General features: G+C 62.2%; 15 protein-coding genes. 12 read left to right on the top strand and 3 right to left on the bottom strand.

Going from position 1 to position 17,503, the window contains the following annotated elements; genetic code table 11:
- Both glmS and NKI79_RS32115 read left to right on the top strand, forming a co-directional pair.
- Positions 1-1,043 (top strand): glutamine--fructose-6-phosphate transaminase (isomerizing) (gene glmS / locus NKI79_RS32110; protein ID WP_352807253.1); only part of this gene is annotated, 1,043 nt, incomplete at its 5' end.
- 80 nt (positions 1,044-1,123) lie between these two features.
- Positions 1,124-1,873 (top strand): DUF502 domain-containing protein, encoded by a 750-nt coding sequence (locus NKI79_RS32115; RefSeq protein WP_352650496.1) that lies wholly within the window; start codon positions 1,124-1,126, stop codon positions 1,871-1,873.
- Here NKI79_RS32115 and recG read toward each other — a convergent pair.
- Positions 1,825-3,933, bottom strand: a complete 2,109-nt coding sequence (gene recG / locus NKI79_RS32120; RefSeq protein WP_352807256.1) for an ATP-dependent DNA helicase RecG — start codon at positions 3,931-3,933, stop codon at positions 1,825-1,827. The two genes, NKI79_RS32115 and recG, sit on opposite strands and share 49 nt — an antisense overlap.
- Positions 3,934-4,024: 91 nt before the next feature.
- Here recG and NKI79_RS32125 point away from each other — a divergent pair, with 91 nt between their 5' ends.
- From NKI79_RS32125 to NKI79_RS32150, 6 genes are all read left to right on the top strand, one after another.
- Positions 4,025-4,312, top strand: a complete 288-nt coding sequence (locus NKI79_RS32125; protein WP_352650500.1) for an FAD assembly factor SdhE — start codon at positions 4,025-4,027, stop codon at positions 4,310-4,312.
- A gap of 13 nt (positions 4,313-4,325) precedes the next feature.
- Positions 4,326-7,823, top strand: coding sequence for a transcription-repair coupling factor (gene mfd, locus NKI79_RS32130; protein WP_352806908.1), 3,498 nt, complete (start codon positions 4,326-4,328; stop codon positions 7,821-7,823).
- Positions 7,824-8,002: 179 nt separating this feature from the next.
- Positions 8,003-9,376 (top strand): class II 3-deoxy-7-phosphoheptulonate synthase, encoded by a 1,374-nt coding sequence (locus tag NKI79_RS32135; RefSeq protein ID WP_254820158.1) that lies wholly within the window; start codon positions 8,003-8,005, stop codon positions 9,374-9,376.
- 125 nt (positions 9,377-9,501) lie between these two features.
- The gene (locus NKI79_RS32140; RefSeq protein WP_352479013.1) at positions 9,502-9,921 is read left to right on the top strand and encodes a GFA family protein; all 420 of its coding nucleotides are present in this window, start codon (positions 9,502-9,504) and stop codon (positions 9,919-9,921) included.
- A gap of 77 nt (positions 9,922-9,998) precedes the next feature.
- On the top strand, positions 9,999-10,358 hold the full coding sequence (locus tag NKI79_RS32145; protein WP_254820160.1) for a diacylglycerol kinase: 360 nt from the start codon (positions 9,999-10,001) through the stop codon (positions 10,356-10,358).
- 102 nt (positions 10,359-10,460) lie between these two features.
- A complete protein-coding gene (locus tag NKI79_RS32150; protein ID WP_352806913.1) occupies positions 10,461-11,048 on the top strand; it encodes a hemerythrin domain-containing protein in 588 nt (195 codons plus the stop codon).
- Between the two features lie 3 nt (positions 11,049-11,051).
- Here NKI79_RS32150 and NKI79_RS32155 read toward each other — a convergent pair whose 3' ends face one another.
- Together NKI79_RS32155 and NKI79_RS32160 are read right to left on the bottom strand one after the other, a co-directional pair.
- Complete coding sequence (locus NKI79_RS32155; RefSeq protein WP_352636793.1) at positions 11,052-11,639, bottom strand: DedA family protein; 588 nt, start codon at positions 11,637-11,639, stop codon at positions 11,052-11,054.
- On the bottom strand, positions 11,636-12,199 hold the full coding sequence (locus NKI79_RS32160; RefSeq protein ID WP_254820163.1) for a DUF1003 domain-containing protein: 564 nt from the start codon (positions 12,197-12,199) through the stop codon (positions 11,636-11,638). Before NKI79_RS32160 ends, NKI79_RS32155 begins: the two co-directional genes overlap by 4 nt.
- Positions 12,200-12,282: 83 nt before the next feature.
- Here NKI79_RS32160 and NKI79_RS32165 point away from each other — a divergent pair, with 83 nt between their 5' ends.
- The 4 genes from NKI79_RS32165 to NKI79_RS32180 all read left to right on the top strand — a co-directional run bounded on the left by NKI79_RS32165 (position 12,283) and on the right by NKI79_RS32180 (position 17,363).
- Positions 12,283-12,996, top strand: coding sequence for a DNA-3-methyladenine glycosylase I (locus NKI79_RS32165; RefSeq protein WP_352806917.1), 714 nt, complete (start codon positions 12,283-12,285; stop codon positions 12,994-12,996).
- Between the two features lie 65 nt (positions 12,997-13,061).
- The gene (locus NKI79_RS32170) at positions 13,062-14,744 is read left to right on the top strand and encodes an NAD+ synthase (protein WP_352807263.1); all 1,683 of its coding nucleotides are present in this window, start codon (positions 13,062-13,064) and stop codon (positions 14,742-14,744) included.
- A 26-nt stretch (positions 14,745-14,770) separates the two neighbouring features.
- Complete coding sequence (locus NKI79_RS32175) at positions 14,771-15,184, top strand: GNAT family N-acetyltransferase (RefSeq protein ID WP_352807266.1); 414 nt, start codon at positions 14,771-14,773, stop codon at positions 15,182-15,184.
- A gap of 373 nt (positions 15,185-15,557) precedes the next feature.
- On the top strand, positions 15,558-17,363 hold the full coding sequence (locus NKI79_RS32180) for an ABC transporter ATP-binding protein (protein ID WP_352807267.1): 1,806 nt from the start codon (positions 15,558-15,560) through the stop codon (positions 17,361-17,363).
- Positions 17,364-17,503: the final 140 nt, after the last annotated feature.

Genomic DNA, 17,503 nt, shown 5'->3' on the forward strand with positions numbered 1-17,503 from the left:
AAGTGATCTCGCACACGCTGGCGCATTATGTCGATTTCGTCGGTGGCGCCTCGAAGCCGCTCGCTCTGCCGTTCGATTTCGCCAAGATCGACCGGCTGGCGATTTCGGCCTGCGGCACCGCCTATCTCGCCGGGCTGATCAGCAAATACTGGTTCGAGCGCTATGCGCGGCTGCCGGTCGACATCGATGTCGCTTCGGAGTTCCGCTACCGCGAGATGCCGCTGTCGAAGAACGATGCCGCTTTCTTCATCTCGCAATCGGGTGAGACCGCCGACACGCTGGCATCGCTGCGCTACTGCCGCAAGGCTGGCATGAAGATCGGCGCGGTCGTCAATGTGCGTGAATCGACCATGGCGCGCGAATCCGACGTCATCCTGCCGACATTAGCCGGCCCGGAGATCGGCGTCGCCTCGACCAAGGCGTTCACCTGCCAACTTTCCGTGCTGGCCTCGCTGGCGGTGCGGGCCGGCGTGGCGCGCGGAACGATTTCGCATGAGCACGAGAAAACGCTGATACGCGAACTGTCGGAAGCGCCGCGTTATGCCAACCAGGTGCTAAAGCTCGACGGGCAGATCGAAAAGATCGCGCGCGACCTCTCGCACTACAAGAATGTGCTTTATCTCGGCCGGGACACCAATTTTCCGCTGGCCATGGAAGGTGCGCTGAAGCTCAAGGAGATCTCCTATATCCATGCCGAAGGCTATGCTGCCGGCGAGCTGAAACACGGCCCGATCGCGCTGATCGACGAGAACATGCCCGTCATCGTCATCGCCCCGCATGACCGCATCTTCGAAAAGACAGTGTCGAACATGCAGGAGGTGGCGGCGCGCGGCGGCAAGATCATCCTGATCACTGACGGCAAGGGCGCGGCGCACGCTACGGTGAAGACGATGGAGACGATCGTTTTGCCGGACGTGCCGGAAATCATCTCGCCGATCATCTACGCGCTGCCGATCCAGATGCTCGCCTACTTCACCGCCGTGTTCATGGGTACGGACGTCGACCAGCCTCGCAACCTGGCGAAATCGGTAACGGTGGAATAGGTCTCGTTTAAAAACTTCGCCATTCCAAAGCGCCTTCCGGTTCAGTAGTGTCGCGCTGCAAACACACGCTGCGGTGAACCATGTCGGACGCTCTCAAGACCTCAGGCATGACCCGGCTGAGAAACTATTTCCTGACCGGCTTCGTCGTTTGCGCGCCGCTTGCGATTACCGCCTACATTGCCTGGTCGCTCATCGGCTGGGTCGATTCCTGGGTCAAACCCTACATTCCGGTACGCTACAATCCGGACACCTATCTGCCGTTTCCAGTGCCGGGTTTTGGGCTGATCGTTGCCCTGATCCTCATCACTTTCATCGGCTTTATGACCGCCAATATCGTTGGCCGCGCCATCGTCAACTTCGGCGAGCGCCTGCTTGGTCGCATGCCGCTGGTGCGCGGCATCTACCGTTCGCTGAAGCAGATTTTCGAGACCGTGCTGTCGAACAAGGGCGACATGTTCCGCCAGGTCGGGTTGGTAGAATATCCGCGCAAAGGGGTCTGGTCGCTTGTCTTCGTCGCCAGCGAGAAGGAAACCGAGATCAACCAGAAGCTCGACCGGGAAGGCGATCCGCTGATTGCCGTGTTCATGCCGTGTACGCCCAACCCGACGACAGGCTTTCTGATGTATGTACCGAAATCCGACATCGTATCGCTCGACATGACGATCGAGGACGGAGCCAAGCTGATCGTGTCGGCCGGCCTGGTGGCGCCAGCTGTCAAAATGATGACGGTGAACGGCGAGCAGATCCACGCGCTTGCCAATCCTCCGCTCGACACGATGCCTCAGCCGGCACGCAGGAGCCGCACGGCCTCGTCGCGGCCGAACAGATAGAGCAACAGGCGCAGCGCCGTGCCGCGTTCGGACTGCAGTTCCGGATCGCGCGACAGGATCAGCCGCGCATCGTCGCGAGCGGCCTCAAGCAGGTCGGCATGCACCTCGATGCGCGCCACCTGGAAGCCCGGCGTGCCGGACTGGCGGGTGCCGAGCAACTCGCCTTCGCCGCGCAGCTTCAGATCCTCTTCGGCGATACGGAAACCGTCCTCGGTCTCGCGCATCACCGACAAACGGCGTTTTGCCGTCTCGCCAAGCGGGTTCTTGTAGAGCAGCACGCAGGATGAAGGCTTGTCGCCACGCCCGACCCGGCCGCGCAATTGGTGCAACTGGGCGAGGCCAAAGCGCTCCGCATGCTCGATCACCATGATCGTCGCATCAGGCACATCGACGCCGACCTCGATGACGGTGGTGGCGATCAGGATACGGGTGTCGCCCTGCTTAAAGGCGCGCATCGCCTCGTCTTTGTCGGTGCCTTTCATGCGGCCGTGCACCAGGCCGATGCGGTCGCCGAACAGCGGCTTCAGCGAGGCAAAACGGTCCTCGGCCGACATCAGTTTGATCTCCTCGGATTCCTCGACCAGCGGACAGATCCAGTAGATTTTCTGGTCATCGGCGACGGCGTCGAGCATGCGTCCGATCAGTTCGTCGAGCCGTTCAAGCGGCAAGGTGACGGTGCGGATCGGCTGGCGGCCGGCCGGCTTTTCCGTCAGCTTCGACACATCCATGTCGCCGAATGCAGTCAGCACCAGCGTTCGCGGTATCGGCGTTGCTGTCATTACCAGCATGTCGGGCGCATCGCCCTTGGCGGTAATGGCAAGGCGCTGGTGGACACCGAAACGGTGCTGCTCGTCGACGACGGCGAAAACGAGGTCACGGAACGTCACTGTCTCCTGGAACAGCGCATGGGTGCCGACGACGATGTCGATGTCACCATTGGCCAGCCCGGTCAGCGTGTCGGCGCGCTCGCGGCCCTTTTCGCGGCCGGTGAGGACGGCCACACGCAGGCCGGCCCGTTCCGCCAACGGCGCAATAGTTGCCAGATGCTGGCGCGCCAAGATTTCGGTCGGCGCCATCAATGCCGCCTGGCCGCCTGCCTCGACGGCACGCGCCATGGCAAGCAGCGCGACCACCGTCTTGCCGGAGCCGACATCGCCCTGCAAAAGGCGCAGCATGCGTTCGGGGTCACCGAGATCGGCGTTGATTTCGGCAAGCGCCATTTCCTGCGACATGGTGAGCGAATAGGGGAGTGCCACGCGCAGTTGTTCGACTATGCGGCCGTCGCCGACGAGTGGCCGGCCCGATAATCGGCGGACCTTGGCCCGCACCAGCGCCAGCGATACCTGGCTGGCCAGGAACTCGTCATAGGCAAGGCGCCGCCATGCCGCGCCGTCGACAGAGACGTCGATCGGGTCGGCAGGATGGTGGATGCGGTTGATCGCATCGCCGAAAGCGGGAAAGGCGTGGCGGCGCCAGAACTCGCCGTCCTGCCACTCGGGCAGCACCGGCAGGCGGGCCAGCGCCTGGCCGATGGCCCGACGCAGCACCTTGGCCGAGAGCCCGGCGGTCAGCGGATAGACCGGCTCGACCAATGGGAGGTTTTCCGCGTCGCCGGCAAGTGCGATATGGTCGGGGTGAACCATGGTCGGGCGGCCGTTGAACCATTCCATGCGGCCTGAGACGACGACATGCTCGCCTACGGGCATTGCTCTTTCGAGATAGGCGGCATGGGCATGGAAGAAGGTCAGCGCGATCTCGCCAGTGTCGTCATGGGCGTAGACCCGGTACGGGACCGACCTGTTGCCGCGTGGGGGCGGCTGGTGGCGGTCGATGCGTACGTCGAGTGTGACAATGGCGCCCTCGGCCGAACCAGCGATGCCCGGCCGGTTGCGGCGATCGATGACAGTATGCGGCAGCACGAACAAGAGGTCCCCGGCGCGCGCGGTCCGGTCGCCGAGGTCGGCCGTCACGACTTTCTCGATCAGCGCACCAACCTTCGGCCCGACGCCGGCAAGCGATGTGATCGGGACAAACAAAGGGTCGAGGAGGGAGGGACGCATGATGTCAGCTTATGTTGCGCCGGCCGTAGCGCAAGGCTGACACCGACTTCTATCCACGCTATATGCGCCGCCTGGGCAAGGATGTTGCACGATGACCGGAACGAAACGATCCAGCGAGGGCCTCGATGCCCGCCGCCGCAAGCTTCTGTTTCGTTCGTGGCATCGCGGCATGCGCGAGATGGACCTTATACTCGGCAGCTTCGCCGATGCCGAGATCGGCGCCTTGACCGGCGACGAAATCGACCAATATGAGAGGCTCCTCGACATTCCCGACACCGAATTCCTGCCCATCGTCACCGGCGAGCGCCCGGTCCCGGCGACTATCGATTGTGCCGTCCTGCAAAAAATCCTGGCCTCGCGCCGGCCCCTGACCTTCTGAACAACGTGTAGCCATGAGCCTTATTCCTACGATCGGTCTGCCGAAAGGCCGCGCCGGCCAGTTCATTGTCGATGGCGTCGCCGACGGCTACGAAGCCTTTGCGCTGGTGCAGGCTGCGCGCGAGATCGCACCGGACAAGCCGGTGCTGTTCGTGGCCCGCGACGGCCAGCGCCTGCCGGCGATCGTCGAGGCGCTTGCCTTTGCCGCGCCGGGCCTGCCGGTGCTGGAACTGCCGGCTTGGGATTGCCTGCCTTACGACCGTGTCTCGCCCGGCGCCGATGCCGCCGCAAGGCGGCTCGATGCACTGGCTGCAATGATTGCGCTGGTGAAGAAGCCGCACCGCGCCGTCGTCCTCACCACCGCGAATGCGCTGTTGCAACGCATTCCGCCGGCTGAACTCGTCGAGGCGCAGACCTTCCACGCCAAACCGGGCAACCAGATAGACATGAACGTGCTGGTGTCGCGGCTGGAGAATTCCGGCTTCGAGCGAGTGCCGACGGTGCGCGGTATCGGCGAATTCGCGGTGCGCGGCGGCATTCTCGATCTCTTCGCGCCCGGCTGGACTGAGGCGCTGCGCCTCGATTTCTTCGGCGATACGCTGGAATCGATCCGCGTCTTCGATACCGCAACACAGCGCACCACCGGCCAGCGCAAGTCGATGGCGCTACAGGCGATGAGCGAGGTGGCGCTGACGCCAGAGACGATCAGCCGCTTCCGCCGCGCCTACATCGAAGCCTTTGGCGCGCCCTCGCGCGACGATGGGCTCTATGCGGCGGTCAGCGAGGGCAGGCGGTTTGCCGGCATGGAGCACTGGCTGCCGTTCTTCTATGAGCGGCTGGAAACCGTGTTCGATTACCTGCCGGATGCGCCCGTGGTGTTTGATCATCTGGCGCATGAGGCACTGGCCGAGCGCCATGCGCTGATCCTCGATCATTATGAGGCGCGCAAAAAACAGGCCGACGGCGCCTTGAAGGATGCCGTGCCCTACAAGCCGGTGTCGCCGGATTTGCTTTATCTGTCGCCCGAGAACCTGATTGCTTCGCTTGGCCCGCGCGAAGCGATAGACTTCACGTCCTTCGATGCGCCCGATGCCGGTGCGAAAAAGGTGCTCCATGCCGGCGCGCGCCATGGTCGCAGCTTCGTCGAGGAGCGCGCCGACCCTAACGCCAACGTCTTCGACGTCGTCGTAAAACACATTTCCGACGAGCGCGCTGTAGGCCGCCGTGTCATCGTCGCCGGCTGGACTGAAGGTTCGCTCGACCGGCTCGGCCAAATCCTGGCCGAGCATCATCTTGGCAATCTGAGGCCGGTGGCGACGCTTGCCGAAGCCGAAAAGCTTGAGCCAGGGCAAGCGGGACTGGCCGTGCTGCCGCTCGAATCCGGCTTCGAGACGGAGAAACTGATCGTCGTCGCCGAGCAGGACATTCTCGGCGACCGACTGATCCGGCGCTCGAAGCGCAAGAAGCGCGCGTCCGACTTCATCGCAGAGGCTTCGGCATTGTCCTCAGGCGATATCGTCGTCCATGCCGACCATGGCATTGGCCGCTTCATCGGGCTGCGCACCATCGAGGCGCTCGGTGCGCCGCACGATTGCCTCGAAATCCACTATGCCGGCGACGATCGGCTGTTCTTGCCGGTGGAAAACATCGAGTTGCTGTCGCGCTATGGCTCGGATTCGGCCGAGGCGACACTCGACAAGCTTGGCGGCGGCGCCTGGCAATCGCGCAAGGCACGGCTGAAGAAACGCCTGCTCGACATGGCCGGGCAGCTGATCCGCATCGCCGCCGAGCGACAAATGCGGGCCGCACCGGCGCTGCTGCCGGCGGAAGGCCTCTATGGCGAGTTTGCAGCGCGTTTCCCCTATGAGGAAACCGACGACCAGCAAACGGCGATCGATTCGGTCAGGGATGATCTGGGCGCAGGAAAGCCGATGGACCGGCTGATCTGCGGCGATGTCGGCTTCGGGAAGACCGAAGTCGCGCTTCGTGCTGCCTTCATCGCGGCGATGGAAGGCTTTCAGGTCGCGGTGGTGGTGCCGACGACATTGTTGTCGCGCCAGCATTTCAAGACCTTCTCGCAGCGCTTCTCCGGCCTGCCGATCCGCGTCGCCCAGGCCTCGCGGCTAGTCGGCGCCAAGGAACTGGCCGAGGCCAAGAAGGGCGTCGCCGAAGGCCAAGTCGACATTGTCATCGGCACGCACGCACTGCTCGGCTCCTCGATCTCGTTCAAGAATCTCGGCCTGCTGATCATCGACGAGGAGCAGCATTTCGGCGTCAAGCACAAGGAGCGGCTGAAGGATCTCAAGACCGACGTCCACGTTCTGACGCTGTCTGCGACGCCGATCCCGCGAACGCTGCAGCTTGCCTTGACCGGGGTGCGTGAGCTGTCGCTGATCGCCACGCCGCCGGTCGATCGCATGGCCGTGCGTACCTTCATCTCCCCCTTCGATCCGCTGGTCATCCGCGAGACGCTGCTGCGCGAGCGCTACCGTGGCGGCCATTCTTTCTATGTCGTACCGCGCATCAGCGATCTCGCGGAAATCCATGATTTCCTGCGCGAATCCGTGCCTGAGCTGAAAGTTGCCGTGGCCCATGGTCAGATGCCGCCCGGCGAACTCGACGACATCATGAACGCCTTCTATGACGGCCAGTACGATGTGCTTTTGTCGACCACAATCGTCGAATCCGGCCTCGATATTCCGACTGCCAATACGCTGATCGTACACCGCGCCGATATGTTCGGCCTGTCTCAGCTCTATCAGCTGCGCGGGCGCGTCGGCCGCTCTAAGGTGCGCGCCTACGCGCTGTTCACGCTGCCCGCCAACCGCAAGCTCACCGATACAGCCGAGCGCCGGCTGAAAGTGCTGCAGTCGCTCGATACGCTAGGCGCCGGTTTCCAGCTGGCCAGCCACGACCTCGACATTCGCGGCGCCGGCAATCTGCTTGGCGAAGAGCAGTCGGGCCACATCAAGGAGGTCGGCTTCGAGCTCTACCAGCAGATGCTGGAGGAGGCAGTTGCCGAAGTGAAGGATTCCGGCGAGGTGCAGGACGGCGGCTGGTCGCCGCAGATCGCCGTCGGCACGGCGGTGATGATCCCGGAAAGCTATGTCCCGGATCTGCAGCTCAGGCTGGCGCTCTATCGCCGCCTTGGCGATCTCGAAAACACTGAAGAGATCGACGCTTTTGGCGCCGAGCTTATCGACCGTTTCGGGCCGCTGCCGGAAGAGGTGAAGCATTTATTGAAGATCGTCTTCATCAAGGCACTTTGCCGCAAGGCCAATGTCGAAAAACTCGATGCCGGACCGAAAGGCGTCGTCATCCATTTCCGCAAGCGCGAATTCCCCAATCCGGTCGGGCTGGTCAAACTCATCGGCGAACAGGGTTCGCTGGCCAAGATCCGGCCGGACCAGAGCGTCGTCTTCAGCCGCGACTGGCCGACGCCCGAAAAGCGGCTGGCAGGCTCAGCGGTTGTCATGACGCAGCTGGCACGGCTGGTGGAGAAGGCTGCGTAGCAAGGTATCGCTGGTGCTCTGGACCATGACGGCGCTGGTACTTTCGCCCCGCCGTGCCATTCGCCAGCGCTGAGATTCCGGTCTAGAATAGGAATTCGGCTTCGTGTATGCAGCCGCGACCCCATATGGGCCGGATTGGCGGGCGATGGCGTCCGCGTGAAAGAGCGTTAGGTGCTTCGATGACGAAATGGTCGCCGAATTCGTGGAGAGCTAAGCCGATCCAGCAGGTTCCTGCCTATCCGGACCTTGCCGCGCTGAGGAACACGGAAGCCCAGCTCGCCACCTTTCCGCCGCTGGTTTTTGCAGGTGAGGCACGCAAGCTGAAGAAGCAGCTTGCAGCCGTCGCTGCCGGTGACGCATTCCTTCTGCAGGGCGGCGATTGCGCCGAGAGCTTCGCCGAACATGGCGCGGACAACATCCGCGACTTCTTCCGCGTCTTCCTGCAGATGTCGGTGGTACTGACCTTCGCCGGCGCTCAACCGGTGGTGAAGGTCGGCCGTGTCGCCGGCCAGTTCGCCAAGCCGCGCTCGTCCGACAATGAGACCAAGGGCGGTGTGACGCTGCCCAGCTATCGCGGCGACATCATCAACGGCATCGAGTTCGATGCCAAGTCGCGTATTCCCGATCCTGCAAGACAGGAGATGGCGTACCGCCAGTCGGCGGCGACGCTCAACCTTTTGCGTGCGTTCGCCCAGGGCGGCTACGCCAGCCTGGAGAACGTGCATCAATGGATGCTCGGGTTCGTCTCCGACAGCCCGCAGGGCGAGAAATACGAATCGCTCGCCAACCGCATCACCGAGACGATGGACTTCATGAAGGCCGTCGGCATCACCTCGGAGACCAATTATGCGCTGCGCGAGACCGATTTCTATACCAGCCATGAGGCGCTGCTGCTCGGTTATGAAGAGGCGCTGACTCGCGTCGATTCGACCTCGGGCGACTGGTACGCCACCTCTGGCCACATGATCTGGATCGGCGATCGCACGCGCCAACCCGACCATGCGCATGTCGAATATTGCCGTGGCATCAAGAACCCGCTGGGGCTGAAATGCGGGCCGTCGCTGACGCCCGACGGCCTGTTGCAGCTCATCGATCTGCTCAATCCGGAGAACGAGCCCGGCCGGCTGACGCTGATCGCTCGTTTCGGCTCCGATAAGGTCGCCGACCATCTGCCGAAGCTGGTGCGAGCGGTACAGAAGGAAGGCCGCAGTGTGGTGTGGTCTTCCGACCCGATGCATGGCAATACGATCGAGGCCGCCGGCTACAAGACACGGCCGTTCGACCGCATCCTGAAGGAGGTGCAGACGTTCTTCGAGGTGCACCGCGCCGAAGGCACGCATCCCGGCGGCATTCACATCGAGATGACAGGCAAGAACGTCACCGAATGCACCGGTGGTGCCCGCGCCATCACCGCCGAAGAATTGCAGGATCGCTACCACACCCATTGCGATCCGCGCCTCAACGCCGACCAGGCGATCGAGTTGGCGTTCCTGGTGTCCGATCTGCTCAAGAAGAGCCATCCGGTCCAGCACAAGCAGGCCGTCAACGGCTGATTAGAACGTATTCGATCATCGAGGTGGTCAGCGAAACGCGTCCGGCCGGTGTCGCATTTGCTCGTGCCTAACGCACGCAAAACTGGAATCCTGCGAAGCGACGGCAATTGCATCGGGAGGCCGATATGGCTGACAGTCACACCGGATCATGCTTGTGCGGGGCAGTGCGGTTCCAGACACGAGGACCGCTGCGCGGTGTTATCTACTGCCATTGCTCGCAGTGCCGGAAGCAGAGCGGGCATTTTTATGCTGCAACCAATGTTGCCGACCCCGACATCACAATCACGGGCGCGGACAGCATCACCTGGTACGAGGCATCTTCGTTTGCCAGACGGGGTTTCTGCAAGACATGCGGCTCGCTGCTGTTCTGGAAGCCGACGGATGATGGCTATGTTTCAGTCCTGGCCGGGCTGTTCGACGCGCCAACCGGACTTCAAGGGGAATGTCACATCTTCGTCGGCGACAAGGGCGACTATTACGCGGTCGACGACGGGCTGCCGCAGTTCGAGAAGTCAACGCCGTCGATCAAGGTGGCAGGCGACTGATTTTTGAAGAGGTCGCCTTATTCCCTTGGTCCAGCCATTGCGCTAATCCCCTGCCGGTGATTCCGAAGGGTTTTGGCATGCAGCGGCTGATCGACGCTTTTTACAACTCGGTGCGGGCGTTTCGCAAACTGGCCGCCAGCGAGGAGGCCTTCCAGCTCGAGCTGACGCTGCTTGTGCTTGCCTTGCCGCTCGGCTGGTTCCTTTCGGAATCGTGGCGCGGCTATGCGCTGCTGATCGGCGCGGTGCTGCTCATGATCATGATCGAGGTGCTGAACACCGGCATCGAGGCGGCATGCGACGCGTTCAGCCGTGAATTCAACATCGATATCCAACTGGCCAAGGATTGCGGTTCGCTGGCGGTGCTGATTTCGGTGGTAATCGCTGCAGGCGTCTGGGGCGTCGCGATCGTCGAGCGGATCCTCGGGGTACCGATCTGACGTTTCAGACACTACATGCCGTCACTGCATTTCTCGTTTTGACCATGATCTCTTCCGAAAAACCGGTACCACTTTTCGGGATCATGGTCTGAGGGGACCGACATGGCCAATACCGCCGGATTTCTGCTGCTTGAACGTGAGGGCCTGCCGGACGATCTGTGCTGGCTGGCCGAAAAATATCCGCGCGAGATCTGGCAGGCGCATGCCAACATTCACGGCGTGGCCAATATGTGGCTGCGGCGGCACGATATGTTCCGCGAGCTTGGCGACATGCTCACCAGTGGTATCGGCGATTATCGAGAAGGTAGGCTGAACGCGCCGGAATTCGCGCGCTGGTTCGCGCCGCGCCTCAACCATTTCCTCGGCAATCTCGACGGCCATCACAATGTCGAGGACCATCATTATTTCCCGGTCTTCGCCAGGGCCGAGACCCGTCTGAAGCGCGGCTTCGAGATTCTCGATGCCGATCACCACACAATCCATGAGGGACTGGAGCGCAATGCCGAGGCGGCAAATGCCTTCATCCGCACGCTTCAGGAGAGCGAGGTCAAGCAGCGCTTCGCCGCCGACACCTATGCCGACGAGAACAGCCGGCTGATCGCCATGCTGACCAGGCATCTTGCCGACGAGGAAGACCTGATCATCCCGCTGATCCTGGAAAAGGGTGACCGTGCGCTCGGCATAGATTGACGATCAGCTTCCCTTGCGAAGCTCCTTCTTGGCGAGGAAGTGCGACGCCAGCCAGCCGAGGATAGCCACAACGAGGCCGATTGCCAGAGCGATCAGCAGCCGCTCGTGGCGGGCCAGCGCCTGGCCGACGATGCGCTCGGCACCCAGCCCGAACACATAACCGACCGTGCAGAACAGCGCCGCCCAGACCACCGATGAGATGGCGTTGAGGATGGCGAAACGCGCCGCGGCGATGCCGGACAGCCCCGCCGCGATACCACCGACCAGGCGCAGGCCATAGATGTAGCGGTTCGACAGCACGAAGATGTTGGGATGAGAGGTGACGAGACGATAGGCGTGGCTGAAGCCCGGCCGGGCACGGAGCCTGATCACGAATTTATGGTCGGCGAAGCTCCGCCCCAAGATGAAGAAGAACGTGTCGCCACCGAAGGCGCCGAGCGCTGCCGCGAGGAAAGCCTGCCACAGGACGAAGACATGCTGATGCGCGAAGAAACCGCCAAGGATGGCGGCGCTTTCGCCCTCGGCCACGCAGCCCAGGAAAACCGCGACCAACCCATATTGCTCAATGAGACGATGGATGGCTTCCGTCATGAAGACGTTCGCTGCTTCGACAGAATGTCGTCGATGCGCTTCACCTGCTCGGCCAGCCGGGCGATCTCGTCTCGCATGCCGATGATCTGGCTGTGGCGCAGTTCGTCGAGCTTTTCGTGTAACGCCATGATCTCGATCTCGGCCTTGAGATTAACCTCATAGTCGTGGGCGGCGTCGATTCGATCGCGCTCGGTCTGGCGGTTCTGCGCCATCATGATCACTGGCGCCTGCAGGGCGGCAACCATGGAAAGCACGAGATTGAGGAAGATGAATGGATAGGGATCGAAGGCCGCGCTCGACAAGAGCCAGACATTGCCTGCCGTCCACAGGATCAGGAAGCCAATGAATGCCAGGATGAAGGACCACGAGCCGCCGATCCGGGCGATGGTGTCGGCCAGGCGATCTCCAAACGTCTGGTGAAAGGCGACGGCCTTGTTGGTGTCCTTGGAGATCGTGGTGCGCTCGAGCGTAGATTGCAGTACCCGGCTTTCGAGCGCGCTGAGGCCGTCCGGCTTTCGCTTCAGCCAGCGGCTTGCCAGGTCCTCGATCGTTTTGTTCATCGTCGCCTCCGTCGTCAGCGATGAGGTAGAAGCTGCCGGTTCATACGGGAAGTGGTAGATTGACGCGATGGGATCAGGAAACAATGGTGGATTTTCAGAAAATTCGCGCCCGTGCAGCAAAACGCAAAGGCGGTGAGGCAGCCCTTACGTCGCTGCTGGGTCCAATGCCTGACAATGCCGCGGTGGCAAAGATTGCGGATGACCGGATCCTGTCGACCATGGCTGAGCGGGTCTTTGCCGCCGGCTTCGTCTGGCGCGTCATCGAGCAGAAATGGCCGGGTTTCGAGGAAGCATTTCTTGGCTTCGAGCCGAAGCGGCTGCTGTTCCAGCCTGACGATTTCTGGCACGATCTCACCGCCGACAAGCGCATCGTGCGCAATCCGCAGAAGATCAAATCCGTACGCGACAACGCGGCCTTCGTCGAGCGTGTGTCGAAGGAGCACGGCAGCTTCGGCAAGTTCCTGGCCGATTGGCCGGCGGATGACCAGGTCGGGTTGATGGCCTATCTCGGCAAGCACGGCAGCCGGCTCGGCGGCAATACCGGTCAGTATTTTCTGCGCTGGCTGGAGTGGGACGCTTTTGTTGTCTCGGCCGATATGGCGGCCGCACTGCGCGATGCCGGATTCGACATTGCGGAGAGCCCGACGTCGAAGAGGGATTTGGGCAGGATCCAGGCGCAGATCAACGCCTGGGCGGCGGAAACCGGGCTGCCGCACCGACACATTTCACGCATTCTGGCAATGTCGATCGGCGAGAACCATCCGCCGGAAGCCTTGCGCGAATATATGGGCGAATAGGATCGATTGTTTGGTCCAAACGAACGCCATTGCCCGACGAATTTTGCCGCGCTAAACCCACGGGCATGACAGACAGGACCGCTCCAGACATATTGCGCATCGCCGTCGCCCAGCTCAATCCGACGGTCGGCGACGTCGCCGGCAATCTCGCCAAGGCGCGCGAGGCGAGGGCGGATGCCGCCCGCCAAGGCGCCGACCTCGTGCTGTTCACCGAGCTTTTCCTTGCCGGCTATCCGCCTGAGGATCTGGTGCTGAAGCCGGCATTCCTGAAGGCGTGCGAGCGGGCGGCGGAGGATTTCGCCGGCGATACCGCCGACGGCGGCCCGGGCTTCATCATCGGCACGCCGTTGAAGCGCAAGACCGGCACGCACAATTCGATCATCTTTGCTGATGGCGGCAAAATCCTTGCCGAACGCTACAAGCTCGATCTGCCGAATTATGGTGAGTTCGACGAGAAGCGCGTCTTCCAGGCCGGCCCCGAGATCCAGGGGCCGGTCAATTTCCGCGGCGTGCGCGTGGGAGTGCCGATCTGCGAAGACATCTGGGGCGAAGTTGCCGTCTGCGAGACGCTGGCCGAAAGCGGCGCCGAAATCCTGCTGGTGCCGAACGGCTCGCCCTACTATCGCGGCAAGGTCGATGTCCGCCACCAGATCGTCATCCGCCAGGTCATCGAATGCGGACTGCCGATCATCTATGCCAACCAGCTTGGCGGCCAGGACGAACTGGTCTTCGACGGCGCATCGTTTGCCATCGGTTCTGACAAGACGCTGGCCTTCCAGATGAGCCAGTTCGAGGAGACGGTCAACGTCACCACCTGGAAGCGAAAGAATGACATCTGGGTCTGCTCTGACGGACCGATGTCGAAAATCCCTGAAAAGGAGGAGGCCGACTATCGCGCCTGCATGTTGGGCTTGCGCGACTACGTCAACAAGAACGGCTTCAAGAATGTCGTGCTTGGCCTTTCCGGCGGCATCGATTCGGCGATCTGCGCGGCACTTGCCGTCGATGCGCTGGGCGAGGAGCGGCTGCGCGCCGTGATGATGCCTTACCGCTACACTTCGAAGGACTCGCTCAAGGACGCCGAGGACTGCGCCCGCGCGCTCGGCTGCCGCTACGATATCGTGCCGATCTTCGAGCCGGTCGAGGGCTTCCTGCACACACTGACGCAGCTTTTCGAGGGCACCAAGGAAGGCATCACCGAGGAAAACCTGCAGAGCCGTGCCCGCGGCACCATCCTGATGGCGATTTCCAACAAGTTCGGCTCGATGGTGGTCACTACCGGCAACAAGAGCGAGATGTCGGTAGGCTATGCCACGCTTTATGGCGACATGAATGGCGGCTTCAATCCGATCAAGGATCTCTACAAGATGCAGGTCTATGCGCTGGCGCGCTGGCGCAACACGCATGTGCCGCCGGGTGCGCTCGGTCCGTCCGGCGAGGTGATCCCGAATAATATCATCGACAAGGCGCCCTCGGCGGAACTGCGAGAGAACCAGACCGACCAGGATTCGCTGCCGCCCTATCCGGTGCTCGATGACATATTGGAGTGCCTGGTCGAGAACGAGATGGGCGTCGACGAGATCGTTGCGCGCGGCCATGACCGGGCGACGGTGACGCGCGTCGAGCACCTGCTTTACGTCGCCGAATACAAGCGCCGGCAGGCGGCGCCCGGCGTGAAGATCACCAGGAAGAATTTTGGCCGCGACCGCCGCTATCCCATCACCAACCGGTTCAGGGATGGCGGGTAGGCGATTGGCTGCATAACGGTTTAGCCATGGCCAACTTTGAGATCAGCTTTGACCTGTCGCAGATCGACTTCCGGGCGACGTCCGGCATTTTGAAGGAGAGCTATTGGGGCAGCGGCCGCAGCGATGAACTGCACCGCCGCGCCTTTGCCAACTCACTGTGCGTCGGCGCCTATGTCGGCGGCAATCAGGTCGGCTTTGGTCGGGCGATCACCGACCGTACGGTATTTGCCTATCTCGCCGACATCATTGTCTGGCCCGGGTATCGCGGGCAAGGCATCGGAACCCGGCTTGTCCAGGCGCTTATCGATCATCCGGATTGCAAGACTGTCACGCATTGGAGCCTGTCGACCAACGACGCCCATGCGGTTTACGAGAAGCTCGGCTTCAGATCTTCCACCGACGGCCGCTATATGCGCCTCGACCGTATCACGGCAACGTGAACAGAGGCAGCGCACAACCCGCGATTGTTGCAAAATCGTCTCACTGCTTGGACCAGATGCCCTTTGGGTTATCTACTGACTTGGCGCGGCGTTGAGGCGTCTCTATAAACGCCTTTCCGCGATCCCCTTGGGGAGGACCGAAATGCCAGGATTTGACATCGTTATGCGAGGCCGCGAAGCCTAGGTCTCAATCGGCAAGCCAGAAGGTTCTTACCTTTGCGGCGAAGCCGAGCTGAGAACAGGCGTTCGTCGATGCCGGTCGCCGCCCGTATTCGGGCGAGCCGCCAATTCCTTGGGTGTTAATTCGCCCGACGCGGTTTTTTCAATTTTCGACCTTTTCCGGGATCGGGCTCGTTTGTGCCCGAATGACATCATGGCTCGTTTTCGAATAGATTTGCGCGCGGGCGCCTTTCGCAGCGTTCTTGGCTTCACGCTCAGCCATTGGCGGCGTCAGCCGTGGCGGCTTGCCGGCATTATGGGCACGTTCCTGCTGTCGACCTTGGCCGACGTGCTGACGCCGCTCTATTCCGGCCGGCTGGTGGATGCCGTCGCCAGCAGTGCTGCGGCCGACGATGTTGCGTGGAACTCGGCGATGGCGGCCTTTTCGATGCTGGTTGCCCTCGCGCTCACCGGTGTCGTGCTGCGCAATCTCGCCTTCATGGCCATTGTCGAGCTGACGTTGAAGATGATGGCGGATATCGCCGCCGACGCCTTCCACCGCGTCCAGCGCTTCTCCACCGACTGGCACGCCAACAGCTTCGCCGGATCGACGGTGCGCAAGATAACGCGCGGCATGTGGGCGCTCGACCTGCTCAACGACACGATCCTGATCGCGCTGCTGCCGTCGGTCGTCATGCTCGTCGGCTCGACGCTGCTGCTTGGCTGGTTCTGGCCGCTGATGGGTGCTGTCGTCGCCATCGGTTCGGTTCTGTTCATCGCGGTGACGACGATGCTGTCGCTTGGCTATGTCGCGCCCGCGGCAAGGCTTGCAAATGCGTGGGATACACGGCTTGGCGGCTCGCTGGCCGATGCGGTGAGCTGCAACGCCGTGGTCAAGGGTTTTGGCGCCGAGGAACGCGAGGAGACGCGGCTTGCCGAGGTCATCGCCAAATGGCGCGGTCGCACGCGCCGCACCTGGATGCGCGGCACCGTCAACGGCACCACGCAAGGGACGATGCTGCTGCTTTTGAGGGCAGCGGTCATCGGGTTCTCCCTGCTTTTGTGGTCGTGGGGGCAGGCGAGCGCCGGCGATGTCGCCTTCGTGCTGACCTCATTCTTCGTGCTGCAAGGCTATCTGCGCGACATCGGCACGCATATCCGCAATCTGCAGCGCTCGATCAACGACATGGAGGAACTGGTCGACTTCCAGTCCGAACCACTCGGCATCGAGGATCGGCCCGGAGCCAAACCGATCCGGATCACCGATGGCCGTATCACCTTCGACAATGTAACGTTCCATTATGGCAGCCACCGCCTGCCGCTCTATCGCGACTTTTCGGTGGACATCGCGCCGGGCGAACGGGTTGGGCTGGTTGGCCATTCGGGCTCCGGCAAGACGACATTCGTCAAGCTGATCCAGCGCCTCTACGACGTGACTGCGGGCAATATCCTGATCGACGGCCAAGATATTGCCAATGTCGCGCAGGCGTCGCTGCGCGCACAGATCGCAATCGTCCAGCAGGAGCCGATCCTGTTTCACCGATCGCTGGCCGAAAACATCGCCTATGCCCGGCCGGCCGCCACGCAGGCCGAGATCGAGCACGCGGCGCGGTTGGCCAGCGCGCATGACTTCATCGCCAATTTGCCGAAAGGCTATGGCACGCTGGTCGGCGAGCGCGGCGTAAAGCTGTCGGGCGGCGAGCGTCAGCGTGTTGCAATCGCACGCGCCTTCCTTGCCGATGCGCGCATTCTCATCCTGGATGAGGCAACGTCGAGCCTCGATTCGGAATCGGAGGTGCTGATCCAGCAGGCGATGGAGCGCTTGATGGTCGGCCGCACGACGCTGGTAATTGCCCACCGGCTGTCGACGGTGCGGGCGCTGGACAGGCTTTTGGTGTTCGATCGCGGCCGCATCGTCGAAGAGGGCTCGCATGACCAGCTGATCCGGCTGCAAGGCGGCATCTACCGCCGGCTGTTCGAACGCCAGGCGCTTGAACTGACCAAAGGCCTGGTGATCTGACGGTTACGGCGCCGCCCCGGGTTTTAAAACGTGGGGGGGGGCGGGGTTTTTTTGGCGGTTTGAAAGTTTTTTTTTTGCGGCCGCCGCCGGGGGGGGGGGGGTGGAAACAAAAAACACAACCGAAGCCCCCCCCCATCACA

The sequence above is a fragment of the Mesorhizobium sp. M0340 genome, assembly GCF_040321535.1.
Lineage (GTDB): Bacteria > Pseudomonadota > Alphaproteobacteria > Rhizobiales > Rhizobiaceae > Mesorhizobium.